10 protein-coding genes, 1 tRNA gene and 2 pseudogenes are annotated in these 24,723 nt (G+C 35.6%); 3 read left to right on the top strand and 10 right to left on the bottom strand.

Annotation, left to right across the window (positions count from 1 at the left end; all coding sequences use genetic code 11):
- Positions 1–1,822: 1,822 nt before the first annotated feature.
- Positions 1,823–1,963, bottom strand: coding sequence for a hypothetical protein (locus tag GIY03_RS02390; RefSeq protein ID WP_457913538.1), 141 nt, complete (start codon positions 1,961–1,963; stop codon positions 1,823–1,825).
- Positions 1,964–3,289: 1,326 nt separating this feature from the next.
- Between GIY03_RS02390 and GIY03_RS02385 the strand changes: the two genes are divergently transcribed.
- Positions 3,290–4,870: a TerC family protein gene (locus GIY03_RS02385; protein ID WP_457913537.1), complete on the top strand. Its 1,581-nt coding sequence runs from the start codon at positions 3,290–3,292 to the stop codon at positions 4,868–4,870.
- A gap of 1,861 nt (positions 4,871–6,731) precedes the next feature.
- Here GIY03_RS02385 and dcd read toward each other — a convergent pair.
- From dcd to apbC, 3 genes are all read right to left on the bottom strand, one after another.
- Positions 6,732–7,313, bottom strand: a complete 582-nt coding sequence (gene dcd, locus GIY03_RS02380) for a dCTP deaminase (RefSeq protein ID WP_457913536.1) — start codon at positions 7,311–7,313, stop codon at positions 6,732–6,734.
- A 123-nt stretch (positions 7,314–7,436) separates the two neighbouring features.
- Complete coding sequence (gene udk, locus GIY03_RS02375) at positions 7,437–8,078, bottom strand: uridine kinase (protein WP_457913535.1); 642 nt, start codon at positions 8,076–8,078, stop codon at positions 7,437–7,439.
- Between the two features lie 120 nt (positions 8,079–8,198).
- Positions 8,199–9,287 (bottom strand): iron-sulfur cluster carrier protein ApbC, encoded by a 1,089-nt coding sequence (gene apbC / locus GIY03_RS02370; protein ID WP_457913534.1) that lies wholly within the window; start codon positions 9,285–9,287, stop codon positions 8,199–8,201.
- A gap of 276 nt (positions 9,288–9,563) precedes the next feature.
- On the opposite strand from apbC, the pseudogene metG reads away from it, so the two are divergent.
- A pseudogene (gene metG, locus GIY03_RS02365) lies at positions 9,564–11,213 on the top strand (methionine--tRNA ligase); the annotation flags it as partial.
- Between the two features lie 2,177 nt (positions 11,214–13,390).
- Here the strand turns inward: metG and gsiD are convergent.
- The 6 genes and pseudogenes from gsiD to bamD form a co-directional block, all read right to left on the bottom strand.
- Positions 13,391–14,299: a glutathione ABC transporter permease GsiD gene (gene gsiD, locus GIY03_RS02360; protein WP_457913533.1), complete on the bottom strand. Its 909-nt coding sequence runs from the start codon at positions 14,297–14,299 to the stop codon at positions 13,391–13,393.
- The gene (gsiC, locus tag GIY03_RS02355; RefSeq protein WP_457913532.1) at positions 14,296–15,228 is read right to left on the bottom strand and encodes a glutathione ABC transporter permease GsiC; all 933 of its coding nucleotides are present in this window, start codon (positions 15,226–15,228) and stop codon (positions 14,296–14,298) included. The genes gsiD and gsiC overlap by 4 nt, the downstream gene beginning before the upstream one ends.
- A gap of 58 nt (positions 15,229–15,286) precedes the next feature.
- Positions 15,287–16,820: pseudogene (gene gsiB / locus GIY03_RS02350) on the bottom strand (glutathione ABC transporter substrate-binding protein GsiB).
- Positions 16,821–16,842: 22 nt separating this feature from the next.
- The gene (locus GIY03_RS02345; RefSeq protein WP_457913531.1) at positions 16,843–18,747 is read right to left on the bottom strand and encodes a dipeptide ABC transporter ATP-binding protein; all 1,905 of its coding nucleotides are present in this window, start codon (positions 18,745–18,747) and stop codon (positions 16,843–16,845) included.
- Between the two features lie 576 nt (positions 18,748–19,323).
- Positions 19,324–19,408, bottom strand: a tRNA-Leu gene (locus GIY03_RS02340).
- Positions 19,409–21,962: 2,554 nt separating this feature from the next.
- Positions 21,963–22,712: an outer membrane protein assembly factor BamD gene (gene bamD, locus GIY03_RS02335; protein ID WP_457913530.1), complete on the bottom strand. Its 750-nt coding sequence runs from the start codon at positions 22,710–22,712 to the stop codon at positions 21,963–21,965.
- Positions 22,713–22,966: 254 nt separating this feature from the next.
- Between bamD and rluD the strand changes: the two genes are divergently transcribed.
- Positions 22,967–23,926 carry a 23S rRNA pseudouridine(1911/1915/1917) synthase RluD gene (gene rluD, locus GIY03_RS02330; RefSeq protein ID WP_457913529.1) on the top strand — a complete coding sequence of 320 codons (960 nt, stop codon included), beginning with the start codon at positions 22,967–22,969 and terminating at the stop codon, positions 23,924–23,926.
- The last annotated feature ends 797 nt before the right edge of the window (positions 23,927–24,723 follow it).

The raw sequence follows: 24,723 nt of genomic DNA, 5'->3' as shown, positions 1-24,723 counted from the left end.
ATCCTAACTTATTGTGCGTTATAGTTTTTTATCTATTAAATAAGATTAATATTAATTAAAATAAACGTAGTTAACTTGCTATTCTATTCAATAGAAAAGAATGTTAAAATTATATCTTGTCTAATTTCTTTTAGAGCGTAGAAGTCAAACAAGAGATTGAGTGCTGCTCAAAGCATACTATATATTTTACGGAGCTACATTAGAGATAAAAGTAGTAGTTGCAACTATTCTATCTATCTATCATTTTAATTTATATACGATATGGTCTGTCAGCAAAATTTAATTGCGTTTTAGATTTTTGTCATAGCTAATTCATTTATATATAGTTAGTATATTAAATCCAATCAAATTCAGACATGTAGCTTTTTAGTGCTAATGGCTACTTCTCTGTTCATACCGCAGGCTATCAACGGTGAAAAAGGTGTGTTAGCTTGACATATATTGCTAAAAGTCTATAGCACGCACACAGTGTTCAATTTTACTACTTGAAGAGTGAGTAAGAATCGCATCAGAGTGGTGTATGCCATATGCGCGGATATGGTTGATGGTCCTGATTGATATCGACTACTAGTGCTATGTTTAGATTCAGTGATAGCCATGCTTTATCGTATTCCTCTTACATCATTGTTTGTGCATTCTCTAACTCATATTACAATAGCAGTATGGTATTCTTTCGCATATCATGTTGCATCATATACTATGATCCTTGCGTATAGAAGTAGTAAAACATTGTTGCGATATAACGATTGACTAGTAGTGTTTCAACTGAGATTCAAGCGCTTGGCTGCTGGATTTTTATATTTGCATTATTGTCATTACTTTATCGATATCAATATCATTGTCTATATAAATATAGTCAATGTGAATTTTAGCAGTGATCACTGGAACAGTTGATTCTTTGTGTAGCAGTAGATAAAAGGGAATACTACTTAGTGGGATTAGTGTATCAGTATAGCGATTTAAGCGTAGGAGTGTTATTACTAACGTGCGATCTGGGTTGGCAATTTTTTTTGGTACTACTATTAGTAGGCTATATTGCCTGCATGCTTTTTAGATTACGCGTATTATTATCTAATTAGTGTAGTAAATCTTGGTTACTATAAAGCATGAGTGATTTTCGGTTGTTAGACATTGATTAGCAATATCAAGAGTAATGTTTAGTCGTTCCGCATATATTGTAGTAATAATACCGAATGGTACACGATCGTATTCTAGTGTTTAGCCTACTCACTAGTAAGGTGCTATGCAGTAATGTATCAATAGGATCTCTTAGATGATACACATGTCGCATGTCGTTAAAACTTACAGTAAGTTGTTTCGGCGTTAAAAGAAGGCGCAAAGAAGTCAATCAAAAAAACGCTGAGTCCATACCTGTATAACATACTTGCGTAATATCTTTTATTAGTATCTAAATTATTTTACTTCTAATTTCTAGAATTTTATTATTACGCATAGTACTTGGTTTTTGATTATACTTGGTCATGCCAGATCCCTCGAAGCTTATTTTGGCGTGTTTCCCTGTCTTCTACAGAATAATCACGACTTAACGTAATCGTATATCATCGTGATGTATGTTTACTCAGCTTCTTTTGTTACTAAATATCTAAGTGATCTTGTGTACTGTGTCTAGCATTATACGCATCGCGTTGCTGGTATAGCAACTGATGCTATGTTCCATATTACATTTATCACAGTGCGTATACAGATACCTTACTATATAAAAAGTCACACGCACTGTATTCCGTAGATGCTTTAGTGTCTGTGAACTGCTGTGTGTTATTTTTCCTACAATCGTTCTACATATTGATAGTAATTTCACCGTCTAATAGTACGAAAGATCTAGAGATTTTGGTATTCTAATGGTGTTCGCATGCATGCAATGAGTTCCTACCGGCTTTCCTGTAATAACATCTTCTACTACTGTAGATTTATCACTAGTAGCAATCACTATATTTATTGGCATGGCACACTATATCAATTGCCTGTAATTTAGCACCCCATCTTTCTAGTACTTCATCCAAAACACTCTGTCTATCCATCAAATACAATGTATCAGCGATGTGTCATACTTCGCGGATCATTTTATCTTATAGGGTATGCACGGATTTATAATACATAATTTTTACTGATCGGTAAGTATCAAAACCTTATTTGCCTAGGAAAATAACTGTCAACGCCGATTGGTTGTTTAGTCGCCTAGTGTAATCTTGGCGATAAAAACTGTGTTGTTTCATGGATAACTGGTACGATACGATATTCCAGTGATCTCATCATGGTGCTGTGTGCAACCGAGGAAGCGTTCATGGCTCTTTTAAATCAATATGAATAAACAATATCATATTGAATATGAATATCATAAAGAGCAAACAATTGTTTCTAAATCGGATTAATCTACTTTACTCCATTACCGTCATTAACTATTTAATAGTGATGGTGTTAGAGGTGTTATGGGTAACACATGTGCTGACGCTCAGCACTAATCATATCGGAGGTGATAATCACTCTATGTGATAACCTGTTATATGCCGTTATGCGTACTTGAGCAATAGCTCAATCATGTGAATTCAATTGAGATATAGCAATTCGCTAGTTAGCACACTAATTCTTAATTTTACAACCAATATCAATGATTATTTATAGTATCTCTATCGCATGATCATCAAGAAGATGCAAGGAATATTATAAAAGCAATATTATAATAAAAAATTACGTCATGCGCAATAGGAATCACGCGAAATTAGCAAAATTTAAAAGCTAAATGGTGAGTTTAGAGTAGTTATATTACAAAATTTACGTATATCATCTCTCTACGCTTATCGCAGTAATTAACGAATGTGGGCATAGAGAGATTAAATTCAAGGGTGAGTGCTCGCTGCAGTACAAGTATTGTTAAATACGCTGAATAATCAACTTCTCTCTTCGGTAAGAAGACTGTTAAAACTAAAAATATGACAGCATAAGCGCGTCAAGATTATCCGCGGTAACGTGCTATCTAAAATAGGTGTTTAGCAAAAACTTTTTATTATAAAATAATTAATAATATTTAATGATATTAAAAATATACCTTACAATCAAAATACTCCTTAAAACGCATGAATGCAACTGTGTTACTTCTTAAAAGGATAGGAAGTCATGTAAACAGCGAATGTAGTAATGTTTATCGCTTATCTTAACCACAATAAACATCTGTGTCACCTGCAATTTTTTTATTAAAGTTGAATTTTATCACTATAATACCCATCATTTCTGTGCGGCATAAGCCGTCTAACTGACAGGTGAGATTGGGCGTATGGAATGGATCGCAGATCCAACAATTTGGATCGGCTTAACCACTTTAGTGGTGTTGGAAATCGTCCTGGGTATCGATAACCTTGTCTTTATTACTATTCTTTCAGAAAAACTACCTAAACAAAAAAGGGATAAAGCTAGATTTATTGGCATGCTCATAGCACTGCTAATGCGGTTAATGCTATTAACCTCTATTTCCTGGCTAGCTACACTAACTCAGCCGTTTTTCGTGATTTCTAGACATTGTTTTAGTGGTCGTGATATCATCATGCTTATTGGTGGGTTGTTTTTGTTGTTTAAAGCTACTATGGAGTTAAACGAACGACTGGAAGGTCAGGATGAAGAGCAATCAAGGTCACGAAAAGGCGCTCGTTTTTGGGCAGTAGTGGCACAAATCGTTGTATTAGATGCTGTGTTCTCGCTAGATTCTGTGATTACTGCCGTTGGTATGGCAGATCATCTAGCAGTTATGATGCTTGCTGTTTGTATTGCTGTTAGCCTCATGTTGTTAGCCAGCAAACTATTAACTCGCATTATTAATGCTCACCCAACTATCGTTATTTTATGTTTAAGTTTTCTTTTAATGATTGGTTTTAGCCTAGTTGCTGAAGGTTTTGGTTATTTTATTCCAAAAGGCTATTTATATGCAGCAATTAGTTTCTCGGTAATTATTGAAGCATTAAATCGATTAGCGCAATTTAATCGTCGCCGATTTTTATGTAAAGTACGTTCCTTACGTGAACGTACTGCAGAAGCGGTACTGTATATGTTGAGCGGCAAGCATGAAGGAACAGAAATTGATAGCCACTGCGCTAACTTACTGGCTGATAGCGCAAGTGGTGAAGTTTTTAATCAGCAAGAACGTCATATGATCGAGCGCGTAATGGGAATGGCTCAACGTACGGTTAGCAGTATCATGACTTCCCGCCATGACGTGGAATATCTCGAATTAAATGCTCCACCAGAAAAATTAACTCAATTATTAGAGAGAAATTTACATACACGTATTGTGGTAGTCGAAAATAGTATGAATGATGAACCTTTGGGTGTGATCTATGCTATTGACTTACTAAAACAACAGTTAGCTCAGCTACCGCTAGCATTGCATAGCCTAGTGCGCCAACCGATGATTTTCCCCGAACAACTTACATTACTGAGTGCGTTAGAGCAGTTTCGTCGAGCGAAAACGCACTTTGCTTTTATAGTAGATGAGTTTGGTTCTATTGAAGGCATAGTGACTTTAACGGATGTTATGGAAACTATTGCTGGTAACTTACCAGAAGACGGTGAGAGCATAGATGCACGGCATGACATTAAGAAAAATGAAGATGGCAGTTGGACTGCTAATGGCTATATGCCACTTGAGGATCTAGTACTGTATTTACCATTATTATTGGACGATAAACGTGAATATCATACATTAGCAGGTCTACTGATGGAACATAGTCAACGTATTCCACAAAAAGGCGAGCAACTATGCATTGGAGATTATTTATTCGAACTGTTAGAAGTTAATAGTCATCGTATCTTAAAGGTAAAAATTACCTGTCTTTCATCGCGAGAACTTAATGATAAAGTATAAAAAACGGTGTTAACCTTGCTATTATGAGGATGTACTTAATTTATAGTCAATTACAGTGTGTCTTATAATTTTAGTTTTTGCTATGCTGATAGTTGTTTATGTTTAATGTAAAAATCTGCATATGTTATTAGTTTTGTTATTTATGGTGTTGTGCAATATTAATTAAGGTGTAGTTAATAATTAACCTCGAACTATGAAGCTATACAACTTCAAAGCATAGGTGATTTTTTTATTTTTTAAAAAAACTCGTTATTGTTTATCCAATGGTTAGCCGTGCATATATTAAAAAATTATATCGTACTATTATTTTTTTTATTTATAGTATCCATGTATCTATGTCATTTAGCTTCAACAGCAAAGCCTCGACATTTATCTTTTTGCGTTTTTAATGTTGCTTTCTTGAAGGGTAACTGTCGGTGTTAAGTGTTTGGTGGCCATATAATACGAATAAACATTGTGTCTTTGTGCACGCTTGATTCTGTATACTGTTATTTGTTAGATGCGTGATTATACGTTTAAACTGTACAATTTCTCTATTTTGTATGATCAATGAATCACTGTCTTTAATATAAAGATGCATTAATAGAGTGGTTTAAGATGTGCATTGTTAATGCTTTATATGCTATATTTTAGTGATGACTTGTAGAATATTAAACGTTGTTACACCACATGCTAGTCTAACTTGTTGCAATTTAGATTGATAGTAATTGTCATTTATTGCGAGATATATTTAAAAAACTAGTAAAGAAAACATCTTACGGATGATAGATCTAAAAATTTTATACAGTCTAAGTAGACTGTCTTATGATTAACTTTGATAGTTAGCAAGGTGACGTATGTGCTGTGATATACCCATTCATCAACTCGTAAAATATGCTTGTATTAAAAGTGCATAGCATAGTGAAATCCTAGTTTAGTTATTAATGTGACTAGCGATAACTGGTGTAAAAGTTTGTTGATAGTTTAGCGGCGTTTATATGCTATGTTCAATAGAACAGTGTATCTAGATATAGGTTAGTTGAAGATCATAGTATCAGGAAGGTTCGCATTACCTGAATAAGTTGCGGCTACATCTGTGATATACTAATTGTTATTTGTGCTAATGTTCACTTAACTATATGTAGTATATAATCATATTAGTCAATATGCCTCTCATATATAACTTTTATCTTAATATGGCTATGCAAGATATTTTCGTGCTAATTTATAATGAAATTAAATGAATTTCTTATAGATCTGATCAGATGATATTGTCAATCGATATTAACTATTATTGTAACAATCAGATCCTGTCTACTGCAAGTTTCCTGGTTATAATTTAACTTATACATTTATCTCTAGTTATTATTTTAGATCAAGGTTCATGCCTCTAATTTTAATTATTAATAAGCTAGTAAATGTGCACTCTATTTATAACTCTAAGTTCATTTATATATTATATCTATAATATATTCGTCTATCTAATGATAGAGTTGATGAATATAAATGGCACCTCAGTTAAAGTGCATTCTTTTTTCTGCCGGTTTCGGTTAACAATAGTATAGTGTGATACTTATCGTTTGATAAAAACAGCAAGATAAGACAGGTAATAATTTAATGTACAGATGAATGTTATGAGTGTGCACTACCTACATTTTAGTGTGTTCTGCTTGGTAAAGTGATGTAGCTGGTAGAATGTTGAATTAAGGAAATATAATCATGAAGATTACCGAAGAATATGAACTGATAGAATCTTATTCTCATTTTAACTATATAAACAAGAACACCAGATGCATTAAGAGTGTTAAGTTAGACATTTCTATAATTAATGCAACCAGCATAATCATTAATCTTTCTAGAAATGCTGTATAATTACACGTCTCTAGTCTTTGTCAATGCGACTAGCTAACGCGCCTTTTTGGTCGTAGTATTTAGCATCCTGGCGATGGTTATAAGGACGTGTAGCTAACCCAGATAATGTTTCAAAACTCAGTGCGCCGATTAACATTCCAGGACGTAATGCTAGCGGTAACTTACCTGAATTATAGCATTCTAGCACAATGTATCCGTGCCAACCAGGATCAATGCGATGAGCTGTAACATGCACCATTAATCCCAGTCGAGCCAGAGAAGATCGGCCATCCAACCAGCCGATTAGATTGTTTGGTAGAGTCACAATTTCAGAGGTGACTGCTAATACTAGTTCCCCAGGGTGCAAAAAGAAAGCTTCTCCTTCGGGTAAAATAATTTCATCGCTCATTACACGAGCAATCGCATCACTAACTTGATTCCTTGGGCCACTAAGGTCTATAAAACCGGTAGTATGCTTCAGGAAGACACGAAACTGATTACCTAAGCAGATATCAACTGTAGCTCCGTTGATACGCTGAATCGATGGGCGCGGTGATATTACTAATTTTCCGCTATCTAGCCAAGCTTCTATGTGATGATCGCATAATCTCATTTTTTCTCCATTATAGCGCATAGATAGTTAGAAGTGTGATACTATGCACGAACGATTGGTGTTAAAGTGAATAGTGACTTATCGGTAGAGTCAGAAAGATTGAGGGCTAATCGTTACGCTGAATTATTCAAGGAATTGACTAATTTTAGCTTTTAGAATATCAATTGCTACACGATTCTTTCCACCTCGAGGCACAATAATATCAGCATATTGTTTTGAAGGTTCAATAAACTGTAAAAACATTGGACGAACAGTTTTTTGATACTGTACTATTACCGAATCCATTAAACGACTACGTTCGTTTACATCGCGTTTCATACGGCGTATAAGACAAATATCTAATGGAGTATCAACAAAGATTGAAAAGCTCATTTCCTGGCGTAACCGAATGTCCGTAAGCAATAATATCCCTTCCAGAATAATGACCTTTTTAGGTTCTAGGTGTGCAGTCTCTCTTCTACGCGTATGCTTAACGTAACTGTATAATGGCCGTTCTATTGCTTTACCTGATTTTAACATTTGTAAATGCTGTAGCAGTAGGTTATGGTCCATGGCATTGGGATGGTCATAGTTAGTATTGATGCGCTCTTTCATGGTTAAATGCGTTTGATCTTTATAATAACTATCTTCAGGGATCACACCGATATGTTGATCACCGACTTGTTCGCTAAGCTCACGATACAATGTACTAGCAATAAGACTTTTTCCGGAGGCAGATGCACCAGCTATACCAATAATAACGCACTGATATGGCTCTTTAATCATAAAATTAACAACCTGCTTTGCTAGTGTAAAGAGAGATTCAGGTATCCTAATTATTATAGGAAGTGAATAAATTATGTTATTTTATAAAAATGAGCAGTGTAACTGCGAAGAGCATGGTTTTCATGGTATTACCTTACCTTTCCAATAGAGCAGCGCGGCTACATCTCCGGCAATCTGGCGATATAACATAGTAAATCGGCTGTTTGGGCGACTAACTACCGTTGGTGCACCGCGGTCTAAATCTTCACGTAGTGACAGATGCAACGGTATCTTCCCTAGCAGACAGATACGATATTTTTTTGCAAGCTTCTCTCCTCCTCTATCACCAAAAATTGATTCATGATAGCCACAGTGACTACAAATATACATACTCATATTTTCTATAACACCTAATATAGGCACCCCTATTCTCTCAAACATTGTGATACTTTTACTAACATCGATAAGAGCAATATCCTGTGGTGTAGTTACCATTATTACGCAGGTCACAGGAATAGCTTTAGACAACGTTAATTGAATATCACCAGTACCCGGTGGCATATCTAGCACTAGATAATCTAAATCTAGCCACAAGGTATTTTGCAATAACTGTATGAGCGCTTTGCTAGCCATTGGGCCACGCCATACTATAGCACGATCGTTGTTAGCTAAATAGCCAATAGAGTGAGTTAATAAGTCATGCACTTTGATGGGTATCATATATTGCCCGTCTAGCGACGTTATGTGTTCACGTGTAGTGCCTAACATAGTAGGGATAGATGGTCCATAAATATCAGCGTCTAGTAGACCGACGTTAGCACCTTCGGCAACTAATGCTAATGCTAAGTTAACAGCAATGCTAGATTTTCCCACGCCACCTTTTCCAGAACTGACGGCAATAATATTTCGTACACCTTTAATGCTAGGCAGACCATTGGCGCTCTTAAGTGTAGCGATATTATGCTTAAGTTGCCAATTGATGGAGGTAGCTCTAGTTACACATCGTAATTCGTGGCTTACGCAGCGTTTTAGTGACTCAAAACCGCTGAGCCAGGCAAATGGTAGAATTAATTCAATATGCAGAACATCGTCTAGTAATGCGCATTTATGAATAGGTTTTAATACGGTTAAATCTGTTTTTAATGTTGGGTGTTTAAAAGTAGTTAATATACTTGTTAGTAAAGCGCGTAGAGATTTTGAATCGTGTTGTTCAGGTATTTTGGGCTGCATTCGCATTCCTTTAAGTTAAATAAGCTATTGATAGAAAAGCATATAAGAACTACCACGCTCTAGTACTTAACGACGTTGCCATAGTGCGAGTTGTATAGATAGATGGTAGCGCGTCTTACTTCTAGCACTAATTGGGATATCGTATTATAGATTTTGTGTTTTTGCCTCGCTGCTACCAAGTTATTTATGGTATGATTTTAAGATACCACTCTAGCTACAGAGAATGTAATCAGTTACTATAAAAGTTCTTTTATGCGAAAAAAGTTAATAATTATTATGATTCAAGTCGAAAAAAAATTATTAGTGACATGTGCGCTTCCTTATGCAAATGGTCCCATTCATCTTGGCCATATGCTCGAACATGTTCAGGCGGATGTTTGGGTACGTTATCAACGTATGTGTGGTCATACAGTTTATTTTATTTGTGCAGATGATGCACACGGTACGCCAATAATGCTAAGAGCACAGCAGTTAAAAGTTCAACCAGAGGCAATGATTGCAAAAATGAATCAAGAACATCAACGGGATTTTGTTGATTTTAATATTAGTTATGATAATTACCATTCAACACATAGTGATGAAAACCGTGAGTTATTAAACCTTATTTATATTCGTTTGAAGGAAAATGGATTCATTAAAAAGCGTAACATCTCTCAATTGTATGATTTAGAAAAAGGAATGTTCTTACCCGATCGTTTTGTAAAAGGTAACTGCCCAAGATGCAAAACAGCGGATCAATATGGAGATAACTGCGAAGCATGTGGTGCAACATATAGTCCGATTGAATTAATTTCGCCAAAATCTATAATCTCCGGTACTATGCCTGTCATACGTAATTCTGAGCATTTCTTCTTTGAATTAACGGAGTTTAGTGCAATGCTACAAGCATGGACCCGTTCTGGAGCACTGCAAGAACAAGTAGCGAATAAAATGCAGGAGTGGTTTATATCTGGTCTACAGACATGGAACATCTCCCGAGATACACCTTACTTTGGTTTTGAAATACCAGATGCACCAGGTAAATATTTTTACGTTTGGGTGGATGCGCCTATTGGTTATATGGGATCTTTTAGAAATTTGTGTAACAAATGCAGTAATATCGATTTTGATGAGTTTTGGCGTAAAGATACTCATACTGAATTATATCATTTTATAGGAAAAGATATTATCTATTTTCATGGTTTATTTTGGCCAGCAATCTTAGAAGGCAGTCACTTTCGTAAGCCAACTAACCTTTTTGTGCATGGCTACGTGACAGTGCACGGTACTAAAATGTCTAAATCACGAGGCACTTTCATTAAGGCTAGAACTTATCTGAAGTATTTAGATTCTGATTGTCTACGTTATTATTACGCAGCTAAGTCATCTTCAGGCATTGATGATATCGATTTAAATTTAAGAGATTTTGTACAGCGTGTAAACACCGATATCGTTAATAAGGTTGTTAACTTAGCTTCCCGTAGTAGTAGATTTATCAGCACCCGTTTTTCTGGTCAACTAGCTAATGCACTAGCTGATCCGTCGCTTTATTGCAAGTTTGTTAATGCGGCAAACCGTATTGGTAATGCCTACGCTAATCGAGAATTTAATCATGCAATTCGTGAAATCATGGCGCTGGCTAATCTAGCTAATCGCTATATAGACACACAAGCACCCTGGGTAGTGGCAAAGGAAGAAAGCCGTGGTGCCGAGTTACAATTGATTTGTACTATGGGTATCAATTTGTTCCGTGTATTAATGACTTATCTAAAACCAGTGCTACCAATGTTAGCTGCGCGTAGCGAGGTGTTTCTTAATACTGAGCTACAATGGAATACTTTGCAACAGCCGTTATTGCGACATCAAATCAAAGTGTTTAATAGATTATTCAATCGCATTAATCATGATCAAGTAAGCAATATGGTGGCTGCCTCCAAAGCAGATACGATCGTTGATTAACTGATAGGTAGATACTTCATAAGTTGGGTGTACTCTACAGGAATCTGCGATTACGCTTGATAACATCGTTAAAGTTGATATATAAATTATATTGATTAGTACACACAATTAATTGCTGTTTTAGAAACTCTTAGCTCTCTCAAGAGAGTTATATTGAAAATAATACTAGATTATTCTTGAGTATTTATGTTGCTGATCTAATTTTGTAAAATATAGGTGATATAGTGGTTAACTCATTATTAAAAAATACGATGATGTCTCTCTTATTATACGAAATAGGTAGGTTACTGTTTTGAGGATAATTTGCTAGTTACAACTAGATGGTGGTGCGCACTTGGTATGTCGATCAAAAATCTTCGTTATTGTCTTCTAAAATGGATAATAGCATTCTGTTTTTTCTGAAAAGTTGTTTTTGATCGTGCGTGTTATGTGGTCTGTAATTGCTGATTGCTCTAGTAATTACAGAGTAAGCATACATCATATAAGTTTTAAAAACATCTACAAGCTAAATGAAATACAAGTTTCTCAGATGAAATACACATAAATTTTGGTTATTTCTGTGATTCATTAGCATGCATGTTGTTCTTCGATTTTTTATAAGTTAGCATAAAGTCTATACGTCTATTTTAGTTAGACTAAAAATTTATTGCCGCAGAAGTGATATGTTTCCTATATAAATATTGTTTTTAAAGCGCAATAGTGACAATCGTATTGTTTTATCTTTGTTTTAAATGCTATTAAATACAGATTTTATTGTAAGGAGGGGATAGTAGATAGGAATAATACATGTTGTATTGTTCATTTTGTATTGCTATTTTATAGCATATAAAAATATACATAGATTATCTGTGTGATAAGATGCACAATTTAATTGCGATAAAATAGAAGTTGTTTCTTGTGTAGATCAACAGATTCATGCATAAGAATAACTGTTTATTTCCCGTTTTCTTTTGAATTTTCATAAACTTCTATGTACCTTAGTTTTAAGTTCGTCATTATATATACAATAGATAGAAAACGCAGTAGATAGAAGGAGCAGTGTTCTTTAATTTTCAAACTATTTATTCGGATATATAGTCAGACTTAGAAGCATGCAAATAGATATCTTACGATTCATTAATCCGCTGTATTATCTTGTTTATTTGAAATAAACTATTTATTGAATAACATGATTAGCTTTGTCCTTTATGCTACGTCCAGTCGCTACCAGAGTCCTTAGTGGAGGGTGGAGGGTAGTAGTTTTCTAGTATGTAGTAGCTCGCTGATATACAGATATATCAAAGTATCATGAAGGTGACAAGCTTAAACAATTAGGCTTGATTTTAGTGATTTTAAGCTATAAGTATAGCTTATATAATGACGTGTTTATTCATAAGAACATCTTTAATACAGAGGGATCTGTTCTAGTATTAAGCAAAAATTTAGTTCTTATGATAATGAAATAGGGCTCTTCCATAGAAAGTCTATGTAATATTATTATAGATAATTTATTAATTATAAGTGTAATAGTTAATGTAGAAGCATTTTTAGTATATAGTTGCACAATAATCATCATCAGGATACTATTACCGTGATAACATTAAAGAACAAACTTTTAATAATATAGCATAACCTATTAAGTATTGACCTCGTTATCTCCAAATTATATTAAATACGGAAGGAGACAGGCTATCAAAAAGAGTCGGTTTAATTGTAATGGTGCATTAAAATTGTTTTACAGATTCTAACTTTTTATATTAAAAAATAATGGTATCATTCAGTTACACTACTGAGTGCGGTTTGAACCACAGGATTTCATCATTAGTAAAGACCATATTAAATAGTTATTGCACCGTTTTAATTTTAGTAGATTCTCTTACTTTGTAGCGTTACTGACGTATACATGAGTATGTTAGGTTGATTGGGTTGTTGTATGACCAAAAGATATTGCTGTGCTATACAAGTCATGTAGCTAAAATTCTACAGTACTAGTTACAATAGCATGTTATACATTTAGTTTTAGCACTGTAGTACTTATGATTGAGCAACAAATAGAAACCTAAGGAAATACCTGATGTATTTGTTAATAGATTGTAGTAAGTTGTGTACACTTAGTTAACTTTATACTATGTCGCGGAATATGCGATGTTTATCTAGTTACTATGTGTATTGTTTTAATGTTTCTTTTACTCTTTTAGTTGTGGAATCAAAGCATTTCGCAATCCATCGCCTAAAAGATGAAACGCCATGACGCTAAAACATATCGCCAAGATTGGAAAAATTGCGACATGAGGTGCAATGATCATATCAGCCTTTGCTTCATTCAGCATGGCTCCCCATTCTGGGGTTGGCGGTTGCGCACCAAGACCAAGAAAAGAAAGGCTGGCCGCTGTAATAATCGAAGTACCAATACGCAGGGTACAATACACTATTATAGAAGGGAGAATTCCTGGTAAAATATGCCATAAAATGATAGTCCAGTTTGAAGCACCAATGCTGCGTGCTGACTCGATATAAGTTAAGCGTTTTAGTAGCAACGTATTTCCTCGTACTAATCTAGCGAAAGCTGGAATACTAAAAACCGTTACTGCGATAGCTAAATTTGCTATACCGTTGCCCATAATCGCTACTATACTAAGTGCTAGTAGGATACCAGGAAAAGCAAATAGTACATCGCATATACGCATAGTAAGACGGTCCCATACGTTTTCATAGTAGCCAGCTAGTAGCCCGAGCAAGGTTCCTATCATCCCACCAACTAACACTGATAATACACCTACTGCCAACGAGATACGCGATCCCATCAAGAGGCGACTGAAAATATCTCTTCCCAAAGAATCTAAACCCATCCAGTGCATTAATGAAGGACCGTCGTTTATCTTATCATAATCAACATAGTTTTCTGCATCAAAGGGTTCAATATATGGTGCTAATAGCGAAGCAAGCATGAGCAGCAGCAGCACGAGACCAGAAATTATCGCTATATTTTGCTGCCTAAAACGTCGGAAAAACTCATGCCAGGGTGTACGCACTAAATGGAACTCAAGGATTGGTTTTTTCTTCACTAGGGTGCTGTATCTCCAATATTTAATCATGCCTTTCCTCGTTGGTAGCGTATTGTTGGGTTAACGGCTGCGTATAGGATATCTGCTAGTAGATTGATTAAAATAAACTCTAATGAAAATAATAACACTTCAGCTTGAATTACCGGGTAATCACGCATTTCTACTGAATCGACTAATAATCGTCCGAGCCCTGGCCAATTGAATACCTTCTCTACTACGATTGAACCGCCGAGTAAAAATCCAAATTGCAGACCTATCATGGTTACTAATGGGATCATTGCATTACGTAGCGCGTGTTTTATCACTACTAAGATTTCTGGCACACCCTTAGCACGTGCGGTGCGTATATAGTTATCCTGTAATACTTCCACCAATGAAGTGCGAGTAAAGCGTGCAATTATTGCTGCTACTGCAGCTCCCAATGTAATAGAGGGTAAGATGTAGTGACGCCAACTGTCAGCACCAATTGTCGGTAACCATCCGAAATTGACTGAAAAAATTTGCATTAATAACATACCAAGCGCAAACGGTGGGAACGAAAGACCTAATACTGCTAAGATCATGCCGAGGTAGTCTGGCCAGCGATTACGCCATATTGCTGATATTATACCAACTGCAAGACCAAAGATTACTGCCCATAGCATACTGGTGATTGTTAACCAAAAGGTTGACATAAAACGCGATGCGATTTCTTCGCATACTGGGCGTTTTGATGCTATTGAAATACCGAAATTTCCTCGCAGCACGTTAATGAAAAAATGAACAAACTGTTGAAGTAACGACTTATCAAGGCCTAAATCTTGACGAACTAATTGCACTACTTCTTGATCAGCCTCTGCCCCCGCTACGAGTCTAGCTGGATCACCTGGCATTGTGTGCACAAATAAAAATACTAATACTGCTACTATCAGCAGTGTGGGGATTAAACCCAACAATCGTTTTAGAAAATAATTCAGCATCTCAGTTAATTCCAGTTATTTCTAATATTCTAATAAGTAAAAGAAGAAGGACAGTATTTTACTGGAGATTAGCATTATCAAAGTTAAATGAGACATCAGGCATGACGTAGAAACCGCTTAGTTGTTTATTATAGGCCGAGAGTAAGCGTTCAGTTGTTAGAAAGATCCATGGTGCGTCGGCCCAAATACGATTTTGTGCATCCTGATAAAGTTTTTGTTTCTCAGTGTGATTAGTCGTGGTTAATGCAGCACTTAAATCATCATCTACGTGTGTGTTCTTATAAAACGCAGTGTTAAACTGTTTAGGAGGCGCTGCTTGACTTAAAAATAGTGGCGATAGGGCCCAATCTGCCTCGCCAGTCGATGCAGACCAGCCAGTATAGAGCATACGCACTTCAGTATCTTGTACTCCAATACTTTCTACTTTGGCTGCACGTTGTCCGGCGTCCATAGCGGTTATCATGACCTTTACTCCTACCTGCGCCAGTTGATTCTGAACATACTGTAATACTTTTTGCGCGGTACTATGGTTATGAGACGACCATAAGATGGAAGTAAAACCGTTTGGGTAGCCCGCTTCTTTAAGTAACTGACGTGCCTTAGAAGGATTATATGGCCATGGTTGATAGCGAGTAGTAAATTCGATCATCGATGGAACTGGCCCTTCCGCCGGCACTGCATAGCCAGAAAATGCTACTTTAATTAGCATTTCTTTATTAATGGCATAATTTAGTGCCTGTCGTACCTTTAAATTATCAAATGGTTTTTGAGTAACATTTAAACTAATATAACGCTGTTGAATGGATGGCTCTACTGCTACATTTAGCTTTGAGTTTTCTGAAAGCATCTTAGCTTGCTCATATGGTACGGGGAAGATAAAGGTAGCTTCACCGGTCTGTAACATTGCTGCACGGCTGTTATTATCAACTACTGGTCGCCAAGTGATACTATCGAGTTTTGGTAATCCAAACTTCCAGTAGTTATTGAATTTTTTCACTTTAACGAATTCAGTTTGATTCCAGGTGACAAACTGATAGGGTCCAGTACCGACCGGGTGAAACCCGATATGTTTTCCATAATATGCGAGTGCTTTTGGAGAAATGATGGCAGCCGCTGGGTGCGCAAGATTATTGATGAATGCTGAAAAGGGTTGTTTTAACATAATTTTAACTTTATTGTCATTTATTACCTCTGTTTTGTCGATCATTTTAAATAGGTGATAGCGTTTTAGGTGGTTAGTTGGTTGGCTAGCACGATCAAGGTTGATTTTCACTGCTTGAGCATTGAAATAGAGTGCCGTCATGAAATTTAATACCTTGATGTAAATTAATAATATAGGTAAGACCATCTTTACTGATTGTATAGCTATTCGCGAGTACGTTCACTCGCTTCATATGTTTGTTAAAACCAAATAATCCCTGATAAAATGACTTAGAAACCGCTTGAGATAGAGTATCATTGGCATCATAAGGATCAAGTGTAGTAAAATTTGAAGCCACAGCGATGACTATATCCTTTGACGCCAAAGCCGGACTAGTTCCTGCTAGCAGAAGGGACGCTACTAGTACATTACAGTTAATTATGCGCTTCATCTTGCTGCTCTCTATAAATATTTTAGAAGATATTAGAAATCGGATGACGCGCAACAAAATGCCCAGGATCAATCTCTACGAGCGGCGCAGTAATAGGTTCATCGCCCAACGCACGAATTGAGCTAGGCATGTCATTTACCCATAGCCGCTGATATTGGTAAGTGTGATTAGGATCCGCAATTAGCACTGCTGCCATCAGTTGTCGAGTGTAAGCATGTTGTGGGTGGTTGAATACAGCTTGCCGTGGGCCAATTTCTACGATCTGCCCCATATACATCACTGCTACGCGATGGCTAATGCGTTCTATCACTGCTATATCATGAGAAATAAATAAGAAGGCAATACCAAGCTCGCGTTGTAAATCAAATAATAGATTAATAATTTGCGCTTGGATAGATACATCAAGCGCTGACACTGCTTCATCAGCGACAAGCAATTTTGGGTTTAATGCGATGGCACGTGCAATACAAATTCGTTGACGTTGGCCACCAGAGAATTCATGAGGATAGCGTAGCGCATGCTCTGGTAACAACCCAACACGCTCAAGCAGAGTGGCTACTCGTCGTCGTGCTTCTTTTGTAGTCATGATATGATGTACTAGGAGTGGCTCCATGATAGAGAAACCGACTGTTAGTCGTGGATCAAGTGCAGCATAAGGATCCTGAAAGATAATCTGGATGTCTTGACGCAGTCGCTGCAATGCTACACCATGCAATCGATTAATCTGGCAGCCATTAAAAGTAATTGTTCCATGCTGACTATCTACGAGCTTTAGAAGTGCTCGACCGGCAGTAGATTTTCCGCAGCCCGATTCGCCTACAAGCCCCAGTGTTTCACCGGGATAAATATCAAAACTTATATTTTCTACAGCATGTACTCGATGAGTGATACGATTCAGGATGCCGCTGCGCAGATTGAAACGCGTGATTAAATGTTTTACTTGTATGATGGGTGGGGAGTCAGTTAACACGGTATCTTGTGGTATACTTTTTTCATTTTTATTTGCTATAGGGAATTTAACTGGAAAGCGTGTATCTGCCATTGCTCCTAGCTTTGGTACTGCCATTAGTAATGCTTGAGTGTAAGAATGTTGTGGTGCAGAAAACAATTGATGTACGGTGTTTTGTTCTACTTGCTCACCGTGATACATTACCAGTACTCGATCTGAGATTCTTGCTACCACCCCCATATCATGGCTAATAAAGATTACTGCCATCTGCATTTCTTGTTGCAACATCTGTATTAATTGCAAAATTTGCGCTTGAATCGTGACATCTAGTGCAGTGGTAGGTTCATCAGCAATTAGGAGTGATGGCTTGCAGGCAAGCGCTATAGCGATCATTACTCTCTGACGCATGCCGCCAGACAATTGATACGGGTAACGTCTAAGCATGGCTGGAGCCTCTGGGATACACACTAGATCTAGCATGCGTAGCGCTTCTATCTGAGCGCTACGATTATCTATGCGTTGATGTAACTGTAATGATTCAGTAATTTGCACCCCTATAGGAAATACTGGGTTAAGTGAAGTCATTGGTTCCTGAAAGACCATCGCAATATCTGCCCCACGTACTTTTTGTAATGTGTTTTGAGGCATATGTATTAAATCAACTACTTCACCGTTACGGCGACGAAACGCTGATATGCCGCTAATGATATGACCACCATCATGCTCAACTAATCGCATGAGTGCCAACGAGGTGACTGATTTACCAGAACCCGATTCACCTACAATCGCTAGCGTTTCGCCACGATTGACCTCAAAACATAAATTACGTACGGCCTGAACAGTGTTATCTTTCTGATAAAAGTTGACACTTAAGTTGCGTACCGTCAATACGCGTTGTGGTGGCAATTGCAACCGAGCGTTCACTGTAGGTTTTTGTGTACCTGTATTACCATGTATGGTAAGCACTGGTTTACTCATGAATCGGATATCCTATCTTATAATAGCAAAGAACTGTTATCACTTACTTTGCGGTTATGTACTCATCATAATACTAATCGATATTTATTATACTCGAGGTTATATATGTGTTAACCTACTTTTAATACAGAACATTGCTGTTATTTATATTTTTTAATTGACCATCTTTCTGGTTTCTGTGAGTTTAAAGTGTGATGGTATATACCTGTAATTACCAGAGATACAAGATTTTATAAATATGCTTGATTTACAGTTATAAAGATAAAGTTTGATTACAAAACAAGTATTGCAAAACTTGTAAGTATATAAGTGTTTATAGCAAAAATCATGCTTAACTTAGGCAGTTAGTTTAAAGATGCAATTACAATTGTTCATAGCTATGTCCATAATTCTATTTAAAGGGCTATGTGAGAACAAAATGATGACATCAGAAAATATTTGCAATCTTACTTGTCACAACAAATGAATATTAGAATTAAATTAATTGACTAGTATTTACTAAAAATTGAAACGAATGCTTTAAGGTTTAGCTTTAGGTACTCAATCTAAGTTAAGAAAGACTCACTCATATGCGGTTGGTGCCGAAGGCCGGACTTGAACCGGCATGTATTGCTACGGTTGATTTTGAATCAACTGCGTCTGCCTATTTCGCCACTTCGGCAGTAAAGCACTATGTATGAGATATAGGTGTATTATACCTCTCTATAATCTAGATGCAATACTTATCCATGTGCAATGAGTAGATTGTTAAAAAAAACTCCGGTAATAGTTACATTGGCACCTTGTACTAACTAATATCGCCGTAATATAGTACTTACTAATACTACCATAACATGGTTGTTATAAGGCGGTTTGAAGGGTTGCCTGATATATTACTGCGTCTGATAATCGATATGTTTTACACTCAAGATGCTATATACAACTTTAGTGTAAGGTGTACGACTTTTTGTATAAAATTATAATATCAATCTATTGTATTTTATTGCATCTATTTTTAGACGTAGATAGTGCATATGATTTTCATGTATTTTGTATGCGTGACAGTTATTATTTATTATTTAAATCACAATGAGTTGTAAGAATATATACTTGCAGGGATAAGTGTTCAGCTTCGATTGTGAAGAATTATATTTATGATCAGTTAATAGCATTATTATTCGATGTATGCATACCCAGAATTATTAAAGATATTTAATTTTAAGCTATGTATATTGTAATTATATACATTGAATGTACGAATTTTTAGTTAGTATAGGGTGTGAGTTATGTATACTATAATATAGGGAACAATCTAATCATGTAAAACCATTCCTGTAACTTTTAGGTCTGGCACGTGAGCTGAATAGCTGAACCTCATTATGTTTATGTTATGTCGTGTTGTATCAATATAATACAGTATGCTATTAGCAAGGGTAGAGTATGTTTAAAATATAAAGTGTCTATAGCTATTTTATATATAAACATCTCACAAAGCTTTTAGGGTTCTTTAGAAGACGTGCCACTATCCATTACATAATTTATGATTCAACACTGTGTCAATGACACCATCCGCAATAGTATCTATCGTACTGCATATGACGTGGTTAGCTGTACCACCATCGCTCTAATTGTAGAAGCTTCCTGGTATATCTCGTAAATACTGCATAAAAGTTAAATAGATTTTAATAGCTTATAACAACTAAAATAATAGACTAGACAAACTGAGGCAGATTGTTTTTAATGAAGTGAAGCCACTGCAGAACAACTGATATAATCAGATGTTTTTTGGACAAGACAGGGAAAGAAAATCGAAAACGGTTTCACCTGTCTAAATATCATCAATTATACTAAACTTAAGCGATATAGCTTACTCGGTAATCCGAAAGATACGGTTTTTGAATAGTGAAGTATTATTTTTATTATAATAAGGAAACTAATCTGACTCATATAAAATATATATACTCTATAATATAGAGATACTTCGATATCTTTATGTAAAGTTAAGAAAATCCTATGTGATAATGATCGCTAAAAATATAGAAGATCCTTTTGCTTGATTGTCTTGAAAGGTATTACGGTAAAGTATGGTATTTTACTACAATATATATCGACATTTTGTAGAGATTATGTGGAAATACAAAAACCACCTCTATAATCTTAACCGTGCACTTTAAAATTAATTAATATGATAAAATAACTTAACGGTAACTACTAAGATGGAATAATCGTATTCCCCTTGGATCTGCAACTAGACGTTCTATTACCCGTTAAAGTAAAATAATTATAAACCAAGTATTGCGAAGTTATATATGATGCAGCTTTTCCTCAGTAACTTAAATATATACCTGTTAATATACTCGTCTAAAATTATATAAACTTTAGCCTTAAATCCAGCTTCAACTTAGTGAGCTCGTTGTTAGAACTAGTTCATGGTTAAGTATTGCACAATTGTTAGTTTTTTCGTTAAGCATACTCAGTCACTATAGTTTATTATTTATACGTTATCGTCAGTGTAACTTAACGCATTAATACTGTTTATACGCTGTTATGCTATACGAATTTTGAGTATTACGCATTGTATTGGCTTTTAGTCCTAAAAGTATGCTTCACGTGTCGTTTTCTTGAATGATCGTACGTTATTGTAAGCCCATTATCATAAATAAATGTATCTCCTATAAATAGTGCTACATTATAACTGTTAACATATTCTAAAAAATTTATAATTTTGTAAGTGTAAAAATTACTTTAGTAACTTGAGTCTATTTTAGATGTTAAGCGATAAATAAGATTATAAAGTATTAAATAATTTTAGTTTAACAGCGCAAATGTTTTTAATTAAAGTATATTAATAAAATTTAAAATCAACACTATAAAATATCGGCGCGCCATATAAATATATAGTTAAATAGTCATAATAGATATTTTATATTACTTAAGTAGAGTAAGAGGATCATTTGAGTGACAAAGAAAGCAAACTTTTTAAGTTTTATAGCTGATTCTATTTAATGGCATTAAATAGAATAGAAACTTAAGAAAATGGTAGGTAGCTCTAATATATAGAGTAGTTTACATAGCAATTCTGTAACCGTTACTTGAAAGACTAACTTAAAAAATTAGAGTTATAATGACGGATTGACTCTCCCCGGACTATAGGCATAGTCATATACAATCTGTTATTTTTTTTGATATCTTGATTTAATTTAATTGATCTAGATATACGTCCACCCCATAGCTTTTTAGTATGATGTTCCCATATGTCTTGGATTAGCGTCGATTAACTTGGCGACTTTTTCGGCTTCTATGTTTAATTGTAATACTTGATAAGCATCTTTCATGAATGGCAGTGCATCATAGGTTGCCTTAGTATCTTGGTACTTACATAACATATCTTCAGCACGATGAATAACTGCAATGTAAGCGCCGCGTTTCATATAGTATTTTAGTACTGACAGTTCGTATTGAGCTAAACGTCCTTTTAGATAAACTAAACGTTTATGAGCGTCCGCGACGTACTGGCTATTAGGAAAACGCCAAATAAATTGGTGGAAGTCATGAAATGCAGCACGCGCGTTCTGCGGATCGCGATCTGAACAATCAATTCTGAGGAAACTTTGTAATGTACTATCATTCAGTGCCATATCAGTTAAGCCGTGCATGTACATAACATAATCGATATTCGGATGTGTTGGATGCACACGCAATAAGCGATCAATAGATGCTTGAGTTGAAATAAAGTTGCTGGATTTATAGTACGAATAGATTAGATCTAGCTGAATCTGTTGGGAATATGGCCCGAAAGGATAGCGTTTATTTAACGTTTCTAGTTGTGCAATAGCTTCCTTGAAGTTACCGTCCTGCATGTTTTTTTGGGCCAGAGCATAATGTTCTGTCAGTGGTTTATTGGACGTTATGTATTGATGAGTGGAACAACCTGATAGCAATAAACTAAATATAACTATTACTATCAGATATTTCATATTCTGCATGGCGTTTTATTATCCTCAGAGTGTATTATGAGACTATCCGGTAAGTTGTTTAAAAAAACTAAGTATAACTGTCATACTCACTATTGCATATGCGCTCTTTGTTTTGGTTCATCCTAATCACTCGTAGCCTGACTTTTCTTAGGAACTGCGGAGTTTACATTATTTTACAGTGCGAATATTTTATGTCATACAAGACATGTATGTTATATTCAATTATATAGTTGTAAAACCCAACGTTAAGTCAGATACCGCATATGGTGCCACTAGTAACTATCACTGCAAGGGTCGCCGAATCTCAAGTTAAACAACGCTTAGATCAAGCGATGGTTAAATTATTCCCTGATTATTCACGTTCTCGCATCAAAGCGTGGATTTTAAAGAATCAAGTACAGGTTAATGGTAAAACGGTAAATAAGCCAAAAGAAAAAGTGCTGGGTGGAGAGTTAGTTTCTATTTCTAAAAGTTTAGAAGTAGCTGCTTGTTGGGAACCACAGAAGATTGTCTTAGATATTATTTATAAGGATAGAGATATTCTGGTAATCAATAAGCCACGTAATTTGGTTGTACATCCTGGAACTGGTAATCCAGGCGGTACTATGCTGAATGCATTATTACATTATTATCCGGAAAGCATTACTGTACCTCGCGCAGGTATCGTGCATCGCTTAGATAAAGATACTACTGGTTTAATGATAGTAGCGAGAACTATATCAGCACAAGCTCGATTGCTAGAAGCTCTAAAGACTCGAAAGATCACACGAGAATACGAAGCTATCGTGATAGGTGCGATGACTACTGGTGGTACGGTGGATAAACCTATTTCGCGTCATATCACTAAACGCACACATATGGCAGTGAATGCTGCAGGTAAATCAGCAGTGACGCATTATCAAGTGATAGAAAAATTTCACACTCATACTCACCTCCGTTTGCGTTTAGAAACTGGTCGTACTCACCAGATTCGCGTACATATGTCACATATCCACCATCCTCTGGTGGGTGATAAGGTATACGGCGGGCGCCTACGATTACCGAAAGGTACGCCACCAGCCTTGATAAATATGCTGCGCAGCTTCGATCGCCAGGCGTTGCATGCCACTATGTTACGCATGCATTACTCGATTTTTGGAAGCCAAATGGAGTGGTATGCACCTTTGCCACAAGATATGATCGATTTGATAACTGCGTTACAGGCTGAACAGCGAAAAATTTAAAACACAAAATTATACAGTAGCGTTAGTGATGTTCGTTTTATTTATTACTAAGAAAAAATACATTTATATCAGTATATTTGACAAAATATCGCAATCACACTGCTCTACACTCTAGTTATTAGAGTCGAAATGTTGTTGTTTTATGATATTGATGAACAAGACAATGGCATGCTTCTTTATACAGAAGACAGCATTCTAACTATCTTATTTTTAAATGCTTTAAAAAGCTGATTATGCTATAATTGCAGTTATTCTATAAGTTTAAAAAACTACACATTAGATATGATTACTAAAACTTCGCACCCCTTTCACTAAGCTGTCGAATATTAACACATCAGTGAGTTTTTACATAACACTTTATTCAACCCTACAGTTAGCATTCTGATAATTATATTACTTCGATAGAATACATAAACTTATTAGCTATTTAATAATAAATTTTACTAGCTACGCAAGCAATAACTAAGTGAATCAATAAATAACAGCATACTTCCGTATTATTTCGGCATAATTTAGTGACTATATTACAGTAGTTTCGGCTACAAAGAGCTGTTTGGTATATTATTAGATGTAATAAGGTAGCATAGTAAATCTTTATAAAAGCTTATGAAAATTAGAATAAGATACCAACGATCAGTATATAGCTACGTTGATTAATTTTGCTCATCTAACACAGGAAACACAATCTAGCATATATCCTAATATCTACTGGAATAAAATTATGTCTTTAGCAATCAGTATTAATTATGCTTCTATAAAGGTTACAAGTATAATAAAATTCCACTATATATTGAGTC

The organism is Candidatus Gillettellia adelgis (assembly GCA_020541285.1).
Taxonomy (GTDB): Bacteria; Pseudomonadota; Gammaproteobacteria; order Enterobacterales; family Enterobacteriaceae; genus Gillettellia; species Gillettellia adelgis.
This window is presented reverse-complemented; position numbering and strand designations above follow the sequence as displayed.